Below are 15,049 nucleotides of genomic sequence, written 5' to 3' on the forward strand. Positions count from 1 at the left end.
AGGGCGCCGCGGGGCGCCCTCTAGCGTTCCCGGGCCTGTTCAGGGCAGCGGATCAGTCTTGAAAAGGCGGATCTTCAGGCCGCCGTGGGCAACAGGCGCGCCGAACGGCAGGAAGGGCAGATTGGTGGCTTTGGCCAGGCTGGTTTCGGAGGTGACGATACCAACACGCCAGCCGGAGAAGCGTTCCTGCAGCACCTTTCCCAAGGCGCCGTAGAGGGCAAAGAGCAGCTTCTTGTTGCCGATGCGGGCGCCGTAAGGCGGGTTAACGATGACCAGGCCCGGCGGGCCTTCGGGGCGCTGCAAATCGCTGACGGCGGCCTGTATGAACCGGGTGCAGTCCGCGACGCTGGCGCGCTCGGCATTGGCGGTGGACATCTCAACGGCACCGGTGTTGCGGTCGGAGCCGTGGAACAGCACGTCCGTTTCGCGTGCCTCGCCCTGCTGCTTCAGCTCTGCCCAGGCGTTCGCATCAAAAGTCGCCAGCCGTTCAAAGGCAAAGCTGCGGCTGCGGCCAGGCAGCAGGCCCTTGGCGATCTCGGCTGCCTCGATCACGAATGTGCCGGAGCCGCACATCGGGTCAACCACCGGCTCGTTGCCGTTAAAGCCGCATTCGCGCAGGAACAGGGCGGCGAGATTTTCGCGCATCGGCGCCTTGCCGACGGCGGATTTGTGGCCGCGCTTGTGCAGCCCCTCGCCCGAGGTGTCGACGCTGAAGACACAGAGGTTGTCCTCAATGCGCAGCTTCACCGTCAGCTCGGCGTCCTTGGTGACGGGGGCGCCGAGGGTCTCGGCAATGGCCTTCTCCACCCGCTGGGCAGCGGCGCCGGCGTGGTAGATTTTGGATTTCTTGTTGGTGGCGACCTCCACCTTAATCGGCACGTCCGGGCGCAGCACATCGCCCCAGGGAAACTTGCGCGCGCGCTTGTCGAGCTGGGCCAGGTGGAAGGCGCGGAACTCGCCGATGCGCGCCAAAACCCGCGCGGCACCGCGTACCGAAAGGTTGGCCCGCCAGACCTCCGCCCAATTCCCCTGCACCGTGACCCCGCCCGGCACTGCCTTGGGCGCGGCAAAGCCCAGCTCCTTGGCCTCGGCCAGCAGCGCCTGCTCCAGCCCCGGCGGTGCGGTCAGGAAAATCTCGAATGTGCTTTCTTGCGTCATGGCGTCTCTGTAACGGGAATGCCTTGGCGCGGCGACTGCTTTTTTCACGGCAATGAGGGCGAGAAGTGGCGTTGCGTCACAACTGGAGATGCTGCGATGCGGCATGGTATGCGCCTGCGGAATGCGCCTGACGAGCGGCCCATTCTACCAATTAAAACAATCACATAGCACTTACTAAAAAATTAGTTTGACAACATAATCCAACCTATGAAAGCTCTATGGCAGTCAGGTGCAGCCAATGCATAGCTGGCTTTAAACGACTTTCAGGGAGGAAAAAGATGCGGAAGTATCTTTTGTCCGCAGCCGCCGTTTGCGCGATGGTTGCGGGATCGATTGGCTATGCCGATGAAATGGCGGCCAAGAAATGGATTGATGAAGAATTTCAGCCTTCGGTGCTGACCAAGGATGAGCAGCTGTCGGAATTGCAGTGGTTCATCCAGGCGGCTGAGCCGTTCAAAGGCATGGAGATCAACGTGCTGTCGGAAGGCATCCCGACGCACTCCTACGAATCCGAGGTTCTGACCAAGGCATTCGAGGAGATCACCGGCATCAAGGTGAATCACCAGATCCTGGGTGAAGGCGAGGTCGTTCAGGCCGTGCAGACCCAGATGCAGACCAAGCGGAACCTCTATGACGCCTACGTCAATGACTCCGACCTGATCGGCACCCACTCGCGCCTGCAGCTGGCCTATAACCTGACCGACATGATGGCGGGCGAGTTCAAGGACGTGACCAACCCCGGCCTCGACCTGGATGACTTCATGGGCACCCAGTTCACCACCGGCCCGGATGGCGACCTGTACCAGCTGCCCGACCAGCAGTTCGCGAACCTGTACTGGTTCCGCAAGGACTGGTTCGACCGCGAAGACCTGCAGGCCGCATTCAAGGAAAAGTACGGCTATGACCTGGGCGTTCCGGTCAACTGGTCCGCTTATGAGGACATCGCCGAGTTCTTCAGCGAGCACGTCAAGGAAATCGACGGCACCGCGATCTATGGCCACATGGATTACGGCAAGCGCGCGCCGGACCTTGGCTGGCGGATGACCGATGCCTGGCTGTCGATGGCCGGTGCCGGTTCGAAGGGTGAGCCGAACGGCGTGCCGATCGACGAATGGGGCATCCGCATGGAAGAAGGCTCCTGCAACCCGCAGGGCGCCAGCGTGACCCGCGGCGGTGCTGCCAACGGCCCGGCGGCGGTCTATGCGATCCGCAAGTGGGACGAATGGCTGCGCAAGTATGCTCCTCCGGGCGCTGCATCCTATGACTTCTACCAGTCGCTGCCGGCACTGGCACAGGGCAACGTGGCGCAGCAGATCTTCTGGTACACCGCCTTTACCGCCGACATGGTGAAGCCGCAGTCCGAAGGCAACAACACCGTCGACGCCGAGGGCAACCCGCTGTGGCGGATGGCGCCCAGCCCGCACGGCCCCTACTGGGAAGAAGGCCAGAAGGTCGGTTATCAGGACGTTGGTTCCTGGACCTTCCTCAAGTCCACCCCGCTGGACCGTGCCCAGGCTGCCTGGCTTTATGCCCAGTTCGTCGTCTCCAAGACCGTGGACGTGAAGAAATCGCACGTTGGCCTGACCTTCATCCGCGACTCTTCCGTGAACCACGAAAGCTTCACCGAGCGCGCACCCAAGCTGGGCGGCCTGGTCGAGTTCTACCGCTCGCCTGACCGTGTGGCATGGTCGCCGACCGGCATCAACGTTCCGGACTATCCGAAGCTGGCCCAGATCTGGTGGCAGCAAATCGGTGACGTGAACTCCGGCGCCTTCACGCCGCAGGAAGCGATGGACCGTCTGGCCGAGGAAATGGACATCACCATGGGCCGTATGCAGCGTGCAGACGAGCAGGCGAATGTCTATGGCGGCTGCGGCCCGCGCCTGAACGAAGAGAAGGACGCGGAGTGGTGGTTCGCCAATGGCGGTGCCAAGCCGAAGCTGGAAAACGAGAAGCCGGAAGGCCAGACCGTCAACTATGACGAGCTGGTGGCCCGCTGGGCAACCAACTAAGGCCTCCTCCCGGCCCGGCCAGCGATCCCCATCATCTGGCCGGGCTGCATCAGGCCCCGGAGACCCTTTCCCGTCTTCCGGGGCCTTTTTCCCCAAGACCCCAGCGCGCCCCTGCCCCGCGCGCAAACAGGCCGCCTGCCAGAAAGTCAAAGCAAGATGGCACTCGAACTCAAGGGTGTGACCAAGCGCGTCGGCGCTATTCAGCACATCAAGGAAACCTCCCTGCTGCTGGAGCCCGGTCACTTTAACGTCCTCCTCGGCGCCACCGGCTCCGGAAAGACCTCACTCATTAAACTGATGGCGGGCCTTGACCCGATGGCCAGCGGCCAGGTGCTGATGGATGGCGAGGATGTCAGCCGTCTCAGCACCCAGAAGCGCAACATCAGCCTGGTGCATCAGTTCTTCATCAACTACCCGCACATGACGGTGCATGAGAACATCGCCTCGCCCCTCAAGGTGGCAGGCATGGCCAAGTCGGAGATTGCCGGCCGCGTCGAGGAAGCTGCTGAGATCCTGCAGCTGAAGCCGATGCTGCACCGCCGCCCGCATGAGCTGTCCGGCGGCCAGCAGCAGCGCTGTGCGCTGGCCCGCGCGATCGCCAAGGAAAGCCGCGCGGTGTTTCTGGATGAGCCGCTGGCCAACCTCGACTACAAACTGCGCGAAGAGCTGCGCGACCAGCTGCCCGAGCTGTTTGCAGGCCGCGGCGCTGTGGTGGTCTATGCAACCTCCGAACCGGAAGAGGCGCTGCTCCTGGGCGGCAAGACCGCGCTGATGAGCGATGGCCGGGTGACCCAGTTCGGCCCCACCGCCGAGATCTACCGCAACCCCGGCAATGTCGATGCGGCGCGGGTGTTCTCCGACCCGCCGATCAACACCGCCGAGATCACCAAGCAGGGCAGCACGGCCCTGCTGGGCGCTGGCGTCACCTGGGAGCTGAGCGGTGCCGCCGCCGGGCTGGCCGATGGCACCTACACCATCGCCATCCGCCCGCACCACGTGCTGCCTGTGGCGAAAAACGGCGCCCATGTGCAGCTGTCGGGCCAGGTGCAGGTGACCGAGCTCTCCGGCTCTGAAAGCTCCGCTCATTTCGACATGGGCACCGGCAGCTGGGTCTCGCTGGCCCACGGCGTCCACCCCTATCAGGTGGGTGAGCTGCACGATTTCTACATGGACCCCGCGCAGGCATATTTCTTTGCCCCTGACGGCAGCCGCGCGGCGTGAGGCATCAATGGCTAAAATAACTCTCTCAAAACTGCGCCACAGCTATCTTTCGGCACCGAAATCCGACTCGGATTACGCGCTGAAGGAAATCGACCTCGACTGGACCGACGGCGGCGCCTATGCGCTGCTTGGCCCCTCGGGCTGCGGCAAATCCACCCTTCTGAACATCATCTCGGGCTTGCTGGTTCCATCCGAAGGCCAGATCCTGTTCGACGGCAAGGACGTGACCGCCCTGCCCCCGGACCAGCGCAACATCGCCCAGGTGTTCCAGTTCCCGGTGATCTACGACACCATGACGGTATACGACAACCTGGCCTTCCCGCTGCGCAACCGCGGCCGGGACGAGGCCACCGTGCACCGGCGGGTGATGGCGATTGCCGAAATGCTCGAAGTGACCGGGATGCTGGATCAGAAGGCGGCAGGATTGTCACCCGACAACAAGCAGAAGATCTCCATGGGCCGCGGGCTGGTGCGCGAGGATGTGAACGTGGTGATGTTCGACGAGCCGCTCACCGTGATCGACCCGCACCTGAAGTGGAAGCTGCGCTCCAAGCTCAAGGAGCTGCACCAGCGCGTCCAGGCTACGATGATCTACGTCACCCACGACCAGACCGAGGCGCTGACCTTTGCCGATCAGGTGGTGGTGATGCAACTGGGCGAGGTGGTGCAGATCGGCACGCCGGTCGAGCTGTTCGAACGCCCCGCGCATACTTTCGTGGGCCATTTCATCGGCTCGCCGGGGATGAACATCCTGCCTTGCGAGCTGCAGCACGGTGCCGCCGTGTTCGCGGGCCAGCAGATCGCGCTGGAAGGCCCCATTCAGGGTGCAGCTAACGGCCAGACCGAAATCGGTGTCCGCCCGGAGTTTGTGTCCCTTTCGAACACCGGCCTGCCCGCAACCGTCACCAAGGTCTCTGACATCGGCCGCCACACGGTGGTGGAATGCGAGGCCGGCGGTCAGCGCATCAACGCGATCACCGATGGCGCCGCCCCCGAAAAAGGCAGCGCTGTGCACCTCGCCTTCCGCCAGGACATGACCCGGCTTTACGTGGATGGCTGGCTTGCCACCTCCCCCGCTGCAGACGAACAAGGAGCGGCCTGATGAAAACCGAAAACCAGAAAGCCTGGTTCTTTGTGCTGCCGGTGCTGGCGCTGGTCGCATTCAACGCGCTGATCCCGATGATGACGGTGGTCAACTACTCGGTGCAGGAGACCTTTGGCGACAACGTGTTTTTCTGGCAGGGACTGGACTGGTTCCAGCAGATCCTGCGCTCTGACCGCTTCCACGCGGCGCTGGGCCGCCAGTTCCTGTTCACCTTCCTGATCCTGATCATCGAGGTGCCGCTGGGCATCGCGATTGCGCTGTCGATGCCGCGCAAGGGCTTCTGGGTGCCGGTCTGCCTGGTGCTGATGGCGCTGCCGATGCTGATCCCGTGGAACGTGGTCGGCGCGATGTGGAACATCTTCACCCTGCCTGACATCGGCCTCTTGGGTTACACGCTGAACCACGTGCTGGGCATCAACTATGACATGACGCAGGACCCCGTCGCGGCCTGGGTGACCATTGTCACCATGGACGTCTGGCACTGGACCTCGCTGGTGGTGCTGCTGAGCTATGCGGGCCTTGTTTCGATCCCCGACGCCTATTACCAGGCGGCCAAGATCGACGGTGCCTCCAACTGGGCGGTGTTCCGGTTCATCCAGCTGCCGAAGATGAAGACGGTTTTGACCATCGCCATCCTGCTGCGCTTCATGGACAGCTTCAACATTTACACCGAGCCGTTCGTTCTGACCGGCGGCGGACCCGGCAACTCGACCACGCTGTTGTCGATCGACCTGGTGAAAATCGCACTTGGCCAGTTCGACCTCGGCCCCGCAGCTGCCATGTCGCTCATCTATTTCGCAATCACTCTGTTGGTCAGCTGGCTGTTCTACACGCTGATGACCAAAGACGACCTGAACTAAGGGAGGGATCACAATGCAGAAACGATCCATCGTCCCCATCGTCTATATCCTGTTCCTCATGCTGCCGATCTACTGGCTGGTGGCGATGAGCTTCAAGACGACCAATGAAATTCTCGCGGGCTTCTCGCTGTTCCCGCAGACTTTCACGCTGGACAACTACAAGACCATCTTCACCGATCCCAGCTGGTACTGGGGCTACATCAACTCGATCGCCTATGTGTCGATCAACACCGTGATCTCCATTGCGGTGGCGCTGCCGGCAGCCTATGCCTTCAGCCGCTACCGGTTCCTGGGCGACAAGCAGCTGTTCTTCTGGCTGCTGACCAACCGGATGGCACCGGCTGCGGTATTCGCGCTGCCGTTCTTCCAGCTCTACTCCGCGGTGGAACTGTTCGACACCCACCTGGCCGTTGCGCTGGCGCACTGCCTGTTCAACATCCCGCTGGCGGTGTGGATCCTGGAGGGCTTCATGGGCGGCGTGCCCAAGGAGCTGGATGAGACCGCATTTGTCGACGGCTATTCCTTCCCGCGCTTCTTCGCGACGATCTTTGTGCCGTCGATCAAGGCAGGCGTGGGTGTGGCGGCATTCTTCTGCTTCATGTTCTCCTGGGTGGAACTGCTGCTGGCAAAAACACTGACCGCCGTCGCCGCCAAGCCGATTGCCGCCACCATGACCAAGACCGCGTCCTCCGCGGGCTATGAACTGGGGCTCTTGGCGGCAGCGGGAACTCTGACAATCATTCCGGGCGCCATCGTGATCTGGTTTGTCCGCAACTACATCGCGAAGGGTTTCGCGATGGGGAGGGTGTAATGCTTTCATGGATGGCCTGGACCTGGCCCACTGCCCTGTTGTTCATCGGCATCTTCACCGCCATCGGCGTGCTGATCATCGCTGAGATCCGCCACCCCGGCGGCGCGGCCCGCAAGGGCGTGCTGGGCCTCACCACCACCCGCGGCGACCGGCTGTTCATCAGCCTCTTGGGCACCTCCTACATCTTCCTGGCCTGGCTGGGACTGGTAGGGATGCCGCTGTGGTGGCCGCTCGGCCTGTCGATTGCCTGGGGCATCTTCTGCTTCTGGAAGGTCTGATAACCTGCGGGTCAGTTTCAATGCTGCCCCTGCGGGTCAAGGGGGCCAAAGGCCCCGCCGCAGGCGGCTTGCCCTTGACGCGCAAACCTAAAACACGCTGGAGACCGGCCTTGAAGGCAAACCTGCCCTTCAAGGCCTTCTCAGCCAAAGCCCCGAACCGATGCGCCAGGCACCGTCCCAAAGACTGGCCCATCACCCCGCAATCCTGCTGAACAGACTCGCGCGGCAGCGCACAATTTGACAACAGAACCCCCGCCGCCGCACGTCTTCTAAAAAAATAGTTTTCACGGGAGCCCCCTTCCCCTAGCATGACTGGAACCACCAAATGAGCCGGACTGCCGAGGCGATGCGCAAGAAACACGACACTTCCCTGCTGACCGAGGTTGAGCTGGAATTCATGACCGTCGTCTGGGACATCGGCGGCGGCACCGTGCGTGATATCCTGGCCGAGCTGAACAAGGTGCAGGAACGCGCCTATACCTCGGTGGCCACGGTTCTCAAGATCATGGAGCAAAAGGGCTTCCTTACCAGCGAGCGCAAGGACCGCTCTTTGGTTTACCGCCCGGCCGTTCCCAAGGCAGAGTATCAGAAAACATCTCTGAAGAACCTTTCGAGCAAGCTCTTCAACGGCGCGCCCGCCGCACTGGTGGCGCGGCTGGTCGATGATGAGGATGTGACCGACGAGATGCTCGAGGAGATGCGGGCGCTCTTGGAGGAAAGGCTGGGGGACAATGCCAACTGAGGTTCTGCTTAACGCCTATATCGACCTGAACATCCTGCTGCTGGCGGGTGCTGCCCTGTGGCTGGCCGCGCGCAAGATCCTGGCCCGAAGCAGGCTGGGCCGCGCCTACCAGCCGCAACTGCGGCTGCTGAACGGGATGACAGTCCTGCTGGCGGCCTCGCCGGTTCTGATCCTTGCTTTCACCCATTTTGTCATCGCGCACCCGCCGAACTTTTCGGACATGCTGGTGTCGCAGTACCTGCAGGGCAATGTCAGCATGAGCGCGGGCAAGTTTGAAACCTTGCTCGGCCTGCGGGAGGACGCCGTGCGCGATCTCAGCAGCCTGCAACCGCTTTGGGCACAGGTGACAGCCGCTGCCTTTGCTGCCGGGGCGCTGATCTGCCTGGCGCATGTGGCTGTTTCTGTCTTCCGGCTGCGTCAGAATCTGGCAGGCGCCTTTACCTGGAAACGGATCGGGCGGGTACAACTGATGGTTTCCGACACCATCCGTGTAGCCTATTCGACCCGCGGGCTGTTTTGCCGCTATGTGGTGCTGCCCTCTGCCCTGCTGAACGACCCGCGCGATCTGCGCCTGACTGTGGCGCATGAGCTGCAGCACTTCCGCCAGCGCGATATCGAATGCGAATTCCTGCTGGAGATGCTGCGCCCCGCCCTGTTCTGGAACCCGGCCTTCTATCTTTGGCGGCGCGAAGTGCGGCTGCTGCGTGAGTTTGCCTGCGACCAGGCACTGATGGCCCGGCCCCGGTTCGATGTGCGCGCCTATTGCGAATGCCTGATCCGCGCCTGCGCCCATGCCGCCCGCGGGCCCGCCCTGTTCACCCGCCGCAGCCCGGCGGTAGCACTGGTGGACCGCCGCGAAACCCGCCGCGGCGCGTCGTTGCAGCGGCGCATTATCGCGGTGACAGCAGTTCAGCCGCAGGGGCCGAACTCGCTGGGCTGGGGGCTGGTATCCCTGGCCATGGCCGGGGCGGTGCTGGCAACGGCGATGCTGCTGCAGCGGCCGAGCGACTGGAGCCATGACCGCATCATGCTGTCGACCATCGTAAATCTGGAACGGATGGCCAGCCGCACGAGCACTCCGGAGCTTGCCGTCAGCGCCCTGAACGGCGGCTTTGCCGTTGCGTCTCAGTAGGCGCGCCGGCGCAGTGCAGCCGCGCTGTTCCCAACCCTAAGCACAGCTTCAGCTTCTAGTGCCGCCTGACACTGCCCGCCCGATCTGGTGCCGGCCGCAGATTCTAGAGGCGGGACAGCTCATCTTCGTGAACTCCCCCCGATTGCACTGCTGGTTCCCGGTGCAAGCTTTCAAGGAGCGCGGGAAGGCCGGAAACCGTGCAGGCAGAATTCTGCGGAACGGCCACCCGGCCTTGAGCGGAGAAAGGACCAGCCTGCGGCAGGGGCAGCAAAGCGCCGAAGGGACAGCCGCGTTCAGGCAGTCTAGTGCCGGAAATTGCCAATTCACCTCAAGGGGATAGCACCAGAGAACGGGACGCCATAGCTCTATGCCACGGCCCGCGGAACAGCGTGGCCGCAAGCAGAAAACCAAACAAACGAATGGAGTGTCTCACATGAAAAAATTCGCGCTGACCGCCGCCGCTTTTGCTGCTCTGGCCGCTTCGCCGCTGGCCGCGATGGAGTCCATCACCGAGGCCGACACCGATGGAAACGGCACCTATTCGCTGGAGGAACTGCAGGCGGCCTTCCCGGATCTGACGGCCGAAACCTTTGCCACCATTGACGCCAATGCCGATGGCGAGGCCGATCTGGCCGAGGTGCAGGCAGCGGAGGAAGCTGGCCTGCTGGCAGCAGACAGCTGATCCTGCGGCAAGGCGGCTCCCCCATCCCCCCGAGCCGCCTTGCCACCTGGTTTCACGCCGGTCTTAAACGGTACCGGGGCCCTGCAGTGCAGGGCCCTTTTCGCATCCCGACGCGGGGTCAGCCGCCGTCGGCCTGCCGTTTCAGCCGCTCGATATGGCGGGCAAAGGCATAAGTGAAAGGCACGCCCAGCAGCAGTCCCCAGGCCACCGATTCATAGGGAGTCAGCACCCGCCAGCCGATCCAGCTGGCAATCAGCGAGGCAAAGAAGATGTTGACGGCTGCCGCACCCGCCCCGAACGGGTAGAGCGCCGCCAGAAGCCGCCAAGAGGGCTGCGGGATCATCGCCGGCTAACCAGGTATTGGACGAACCCCAGACTGACGATCAGGGCGATGGAGCCCATCAGGAACCAGAACTCGGCGGTTTCGGTCTGGGGCTGCGGGATGGGGCGTTCGAAGGTCGCTGCAAAGGCGCTGGAGGGGGCCAGCAGGGCGAAGGAGAGAATGCGTTTCATCTCAGTGCTCCATTGTCAGGGATTGGTAGATTTCCGGCAGCGCGCGCGGCAGCCGGTCCGGGTCGGGCAGCAGGGTGAACCCCGCGCGGCCGAAGATGCGGGCAAACCAGTCCTGCCCGTCGGCGTCGATCACCACGCCGTGCACCGATTGGCCCAGGGCGCGCGCTTCGCGCACCGCCATACGGCTGTCCTCGATGCCATGCACGCCTTCGTAGTGGTCCAGATCATTGGGCTTGCCATCGGTCAGCACCAAAAGCAGGCGGCGTTCGGATCCTTCCTCAGCCAACTGGGCAGAGGCATGGCGGATTGCAGCGCCGAGCCGGGTGTAGTGGCCGGGCTTGAAGCCGCCGATGCGGGCGGTGACCGCCTCTGACATCGGGTCCTCGAAACCCTTGGCGCGGGTCACGAACACCCGGTCGCGGCGCAGCGAGGAGAACCCCCAAATGCCCAGCCGGTCACCCGCGGTGGCGATGCCGCCGGCGAGGGCAGCCAGCGACTCGCGGGCGGTTTCGATCACAGGGCGGTCGCCGACGGTGGCCTCGGTGGAGCGGGAGCAGTCCATCAGCACCGCCACGCTCAGGTCGCGGGCCATCGGGCGGCTGGCCTGCCAGACCCGGTCGCTGCCCTGCTGGCCGCAGGCCAGATCGACATGGGATTTCACCACCGCTTCCAGATCCAGCTCGTCGCCGTCCAGTTGCCGCGGCAGCATCACGCGGCGCGGGTGCAGCGGGGCGAACTGGCGGCGCACGCGGCTAACCAGCCGCGGGTCGGGCTGGAAGCTGTCGGCAGGTTTGCCTTCGGCCTCCAGCACACAAGTATGGGCGGGCATGTGTTTGCCCAGCTTGTGGTTCCACTCGGGATAAGTGAACTGCCCCGCCAGCCGTTCATGCTCGGCATCTTGCGGCGAAAGGTCCAGCGAAATCCGCAGCCGCGACGCCGCGCGCTTCATGTGCTGCGAGAGCGTGAGATTGTCCTGATCCTCCGCCGCTTTCTGGGCGTTCTCATTGTCGTCGTCATCGACCATCCGGTTGATGTTCAGGCTTTCGGCCCAGGACAGGATGGATTCAAACCGGTGGACGATAAAGCTGTCCTTACGGGTGGTCTGGTCCTGATCCTGCCGCTTGGCGGTCTTGCGGGTGGAGACGGCGAGGCCCGGCGTTTTCATCTCCTCCGCTTCGGGGGCTGCCCCCCTGCCCGCTTGCGGAACGGCCAAACGCAGCCAGAACGGCACCGGCTGATAGGTGCGGTAGCCGCGCGGCGCGGTGCAGGTGCAGGGCTCGGCAACCCGGCAGTCAGTGCCGATCTGATCCAGCACCATCCGTTCGATCCGCGCTTCGGAACGCGGCAGGCCGTTGCGCTTGCGGGTCCCGGCGGTATGGGCACAGAACGCGCCATAGGCAGACCGCAGCCCAGGACAGGCGGCAAACACTTTGTCCGCAGCACGGGCATTGGCAGCGATTTCCAGCTGATCGGCCTGATAGCGGTCCTCGTTGCGTTCCGGCAATTCGATCATGGCGGCCATTGCGGCCAGCCACAGGTAGGCCTTGCGGTTCAGCTCGAGACTGGGAAAGGCGGCCATTTCCGGCGGCAGGCGCAGGCGCTCGCCGTCGAAACTGGCCACATGCACCATCTCCCGCGGGGTGCCGATGCGGCGCAGCCGGTCCGGCCGGTGGTCCGACAGCACCGCGGGCGCCACATGGATTTCCACGCCCCCGGCCCCGCCCAGCGCCCGGAACAAGGCCGCCACGCTGGCGCGCATGTCCTCGAACCGGACGGTGTGTTCAGTTCCGTCCTCAGCGGCGCCGATCCGTGTGGCCATGCCGTGCCACAGGTTGCCAACCGTTTCTTCGGGTTCCAGAAGGTCGAGAGCGTGGATCATGGCATCACCCGTAGACGCTGGCGGCAAGGTCGCGCAGCGCCTGCTGCACATCACCCTCGTCGCTGAGAGGTTCGATGATGGCGGCCTCCACCGCGCGCTCGACGCTCATGCCCTTGGCGATCAGCGTGGCGGCGTAGATCAGCAGGCGGGTAGAGACACCTTCCTCCAGGTCCATGCCGGAGAGCTTGCGGATATGGCCCGCCAGCCGCACCAGCGCGGCGGAGCGGTCCTCGTCCAGCCCGCTCTCAGAGGCAACGACCGCGGTCTCGGCAGAGGCTTCCGGGAAGTCGAAACCGATCGACAGGAAGCGCTGCCGGGTCGAGGGCTTCAGCTTCTTCAGGATGTTCTGGTAGCCGGGGTTGTAGCTGGCCACCAGCATGAAGGGCTTGGGCGCGGAGAGTTCCTCACCCGTGCGGTCTATCACCAGGCGGCGGCGGTCGTCGGTCAGCGGGTGCAGCACCACAGCAACGTCCTTGCGGGCCTCGACCACTTCATCGAGGTAGCAAATGCCGCCCTCGCGCACGGCGCGGGTCAGCGGCCCGTCCACCCAGACCGTCTCGCCGCCCTTCAGCAGGTAGCGCCCGATCAGGTCGGCAGCCGACAGGTCGTCGTGGCAGGCAACGGTGTGGAGGGGCAGCCCGAGCCGGGCTGCCATATGTTCCACAAACCGCGTCTTGCCGCAGCCGGTGGGCCCCTTCAGAAGAAGGGGCAGACCGTTGGCTTGGGCCATCTCGAAGACGGTGCATTCATCGCCTGCGGGACGGTAGAAGGGCACGGAAGGCATGTTCATCGCGTTCATGGCTTACTCTCCCGGTACGGCCGCGGGGCCGGGTTTGATGATTTCGCGGCGGACCACGACGGTTGCATAGATGAACAGCAGCGCGCCCAGGACCACTGCCACGCCGGAGCCGAGGCGCATCAGGTAGAAGATGCCAAGCTGGTCCTGCACGTCCATGTAGTAGTCGCCGATGATGCGCTGCATGTGGGTCTGGATGGTGCCGGCAAAGGTCAGCACGAAGGTCATGAAGGCCATGCCGCCGGTCATCAGCCAGAAGGACGCCATGTTCAGCACCTGGTTATAGGGATCGCGGTTGCGAAGCTGCGGCATCGCATAGGTGAACATCGCCAGGTTCATCGCCACATAGGCGCCGTAGAAGGCCAGGTGCCCGTGGGCGGCGGTGATCTGGGTGCCGTGGGTGTAGTAGTTCACCCCGTGCAGCGTGTGCAGGAAACCCCAGACGCCGGCACCGAAGAAAGCCACGGTGGATGCCCCCAGCGACCACAGCAGCGCCGCTTTATTCGGGTGGTTCTTGCGGCCCTTCCAGACCATGATGAAGGCAAAGCTCATCATCGCGAAGAACGGGATCACCTCCAGGGTCGAGAAGATCGAGCCGATCCACTGCCAGTAGCCCGGGGTGCCGATCCAGAAGAAATGGTGGCCAGTGCCGAGGATGCCGGAGAACAGGGCCAGCGCCACGATGACATAGAGCCATTTCTCCACCACCTCACGGTCAACACCGGTCAGCTTCAGCATCAGGTAGCCAAGGATCGCAGCCATCACCAGTTCCCAAGTGGCTTCCACCCACAGGTGGACAACGAACCACCAGTACATCTTGTCGAGCGACAGGTTGTCCGGGTTGATGAAGGCAAAGATCCACAGGAGCGAGAGCAGCCAAAGCCCCATCAGCAGGATGTTGGTGATCGCAGTCTTGCGGCCTGCCAGCACGGTCAGGGAGATGTTCACGAGGAATATCACCGCCGCGACCAGAATGCCGAACTTGACCCACAGGGGCTGCTCCAGGAACTCCCGCCCGCCGTGGATGCCCACGAGGTAGGAGCCGACTGCGCCCAAGGTGCCGACGACAAGAATGGCCAGCTGGATATAGGCGAGTTTCACCGAGAACAGCTCACGCTCAGATTCCTCCGGCACCAGGTAATAGGCAGCGCCGAAGAAACCCAAAAGCAGCCAGACAATCAGTGCGTTGGTGTGCAGCATCCGTACGATGTTGAACGGCAGGAGCTCGCTCAGCGTGTTGGGCCAGACATAGATCCACCCTGCTAAAAGCCCGCCCAGGACCTGAATGGCAAACAGGGCCATCGCCACCATGAAATAGGCGTAGGCCACTTTTTGAGATTGATATTTCATTGTTTCTCTCCCCCTCAGCCCGCGTCGTTCGGCGGCCAGTTCTGGGTGTCGGTCTGATCCGCCCAGCGCAGGAATTCGGACAAGGCCTTGGTCTCTTCCTCCGTCAGCTCGAAGTAAGGCATCTGGCGGCGGCCCTCGATGCCGGAGGGCTGCGACTTCATCCAGCCGTCGAGCATTTCATAGGCGCCTTCGGGGTCGTCCAGAACGCCCCAGCGGGTCATGACGTTGCCCACTTCCGGGGCGAAATAGGCGCCCTCGCCATGCAGCGTGTGGCAGTTGATGCAGGAATGGCGCTCCCACACGTGCTTGCCCTGGCGCACCTCGTCGGTCAGCTCCATGCCAGCAGTGGACGTGTTCACGATGAAGCGGTGGCTGTGCGCGGTCATGGCCACGAACACGACGACGAAGAACAAGGAGCCCCCGTAGAACACGTTCCTGGCCCGCGACTTGGTAAGTATCTCTGACATATCGCGGTCCTGAGTACAGTTGCGGATAGGCCCTGCCTAAACC

16 protein-coding genes are annotated in these 15,049 nt (G+C 63.4%); 9 read left to right on the forward strand and 7 right to left on the reverse strand.

The window, feature by feature from the left end; translation table 11 throughout:
• Positions 1-39: 39 nt before the first annotated feature.
• Positions 40-1,158: a THUMP domain-containing class I SAM-dependent RNA methyltransferase gene (locus tag AC4HIX_RS13750; protein ID WP_490399359.1), complete on the reverse strand. Its 1,119-nt coding sequence runs from the start codon at positions 1,156-1,158 to the stop codon at positions 40-42.
• A gap of 278 nt (positions 1,159-1,436) precedes the next feature.
• On the opposite strand from AC4HIX_RS13750, the gene AC4HIX_RS13755 reads away from it, so the two are divergent.
• The 9 genes from AC4HIX_RS13755 to AC4HIX_RS13795 all read left to right on the forward strand — a co-directional run bounded on the left by AC4HIX_RS13755 (position 1,437) and on the right by AC4HIX_RS13795 (position 10,001).
• Positions 1,437-3,170 (forward strand): ABC transporter substrate-binding protein, encoded by a 1,734-nt coding sequence (locus AC4HIX_RS13755; protein WP_490399360.1) that lies wholly within the window; start codon positions 1,437-1,439, stop codon positions 3,168-3,170.
• Between the two features lie 156 nt (positions 3,171-3,326).
• Positions 3,327-4,391, forward strand: coding sequence for an ABC transporter ATP-binding protein (locus AC4HIX_RS13760; RefSeq protein ID WP_490399361.1), 1,065 nt, complete (start codon positions 3,327-3,329; stop codon positions 4,389-4,391).
• 7 nt (positions 4,392-4,398) lie between these two features.
• Positions 4,399-5,493: an ABC transporter ATP-binding protein gene (locus AC4HIX_RS13765; protein ID WP_475047046.1), complete on the forward strand. Its 1,095-nt coding sequence runs from the start codon at positions 4,399-4,401 to the stop codon at positions 5,491-5,493.
• Entirely contained in the window at positions 5,493-6,356 is an 864-nt protein-coding gene (locus tag AC4HIX_RS13770; protein WP_475047047.1) for a carbohydrate ABC transporter permease, read from the forward strand. Before AC4HIX_RS13765 ends, AC4HIX_RS13770 begins: the two co-directional genes overlap by 1 nt.
• A gap of 13 nt (positions 6,357-6,369) precedes the next feature.
• Positions 6,370-7,167, forward strand: a complete 798-nt coding sequence (locus tag AC4HIX_RS13775) for a carbohydrate ABC transporter permease (RefSeq protein ID WP_421055566.1) — start codon at positions 6,370-6,372, stop codon at positions 7,165-7,167.
• Positions 7,167-7,445, forward strand: coding sequence for a DUF2160 domain-containing protein (locus AC4HIX_RS13780; RefSeq protein WP_027236659.1), 279 nt, complete (start codon positions 7,167-7,169; stop codon positions 7,443-7,445). Before AC4HIX_RS13775 ends, AC4HIX_RS13780 begins: the two co-directional genes overlap by 1 nt.
• 325 nt (positions 7,446-7,770) lie before the next feature.
• A complete protein-coding gene (locus tag AC4HIX_RS13785) occupies positions 7,771-8,187 on the forward strand; it encodes a BlaI/MecI/CopY family transcriptional regulator (RefSeq protein ID WP_490399362.1) in 417 nt (138 codons plus the stop codon).
• Complete coding sequence (locus AC4HIX_RS13790; protein ID WP_490399363.1) at positions 8,177-9,319, forward strand: M56 family metallopeptidase; 1,143 nt, start codon at positions 8,177-8,179, stop codon at positions 9,317-9,319. Before AC4HIX_RS13785 ends, AC4HIX_RS13790 begins: the two co-directional genes overlap by 11 nt.
• Positions 9,320-9,752: 433 nt before the next feature.
• A complete protein-coding gene (locus AC4HIX_RS13795; RefSeq protein WP_475047052.1) occupies positions 9,753-10,001 on the forward strand; it encodes an EF-hand domain-containing protein in 249 nt (82 codons plus the stop codon).
• A 118-nt stretch (positions 10,002-10,119) separates the two neighbouring features.
• On the opposite strand, the gene AC4HIX_RS13800 is transcribed toward AC4HIX_RS13795, so the two are convergent.
• Genes AC4HIX_RS13800 through AC4HIX_RS13825 form a run of 6 tightly spaced genes read right to left on the reverse strand, consistent with a single transcriptional unit; the run spans position 10,120 to position 15,006 of the window.
• Positions 10,120-10,344 carry an NnrT protein gene (locus AC4HIX_RS13800; protein ID WP_490399364.1) on the reverse strand — a complete coding sequence of 75 codons (225 nt, stop codon included), beginning with the start codon at positions 10,342-10,344 and terminating at the stop codon, positions 10,120-10,122.
• Positions 10,341-10,514, reverse strand: coding sequence for a hypothetical protein (locus tag AC4HIX_RS13805; protein ID WP_475047055.1), 174 nt, complete (start codon positions 10,512-10,514; stop codon positions 10,341-10,343). Before AC4HIX_RS13805 ends, AC4HIX_RS13800 begins: the two co-directional genes overlap by 4 nt.
• A gap of 1 nt (position 10,515) precedes the next feature.
• On the reverse strand, positions 10,516-12,393 hold the full coding sequence (locus tag AC4HIX_RS13810; RefSeq protein ID WP_490399365.1) for a nitric oxide reductase activation protein NorD: 1,878 nt from the start codon (positions 12,391-12,393) through the stop codon (positions 10,516-10,518).
• A 4-nt stretch (positions 12,394-12,397) separates the two neighbouring features.
• On the reverse strand, positions 12,398-13,192 hold the full coding sequence (locus tag AC4HIX_RS13815; protein ID WP_490399366.1) for a CbbQ/NirQ/NorQ/GpvN family protein: 795 nt from the start codon (positions 13,190-13,192) through the stop codon (positions 12,398-12,400).
• A gap of 3 nt (positions 13,193-13,195) precedes the next feature.
• A complete protein-coding gene (locus AC4HIX_RS13820) occupies positions 13,196-14,539 on the reverse strand; it encodes a cbb3-type cytochrome c oxidase subunit I (protein WP_490399367.1) in 1,344 nt (447 codons plus the stop codon).
• 14 nt (positions 14,540-14,553) lie between these two features.
• Positions 14,554-15,006, reverse strand: a complete 453-nt coding sequence (locus AC4HIX_RS13825; protein ID WP_490399368.1) for a c-type cytochrome — start codon at positions 15,004-15,006, stop codon at positions 14,554-14,556.
• Between the last annotated feature and the right edge of the window lie 43 nt (positions 15,007-15,049).

Source organism: Leisingera sp. (genome assembly GCF_982940295.1).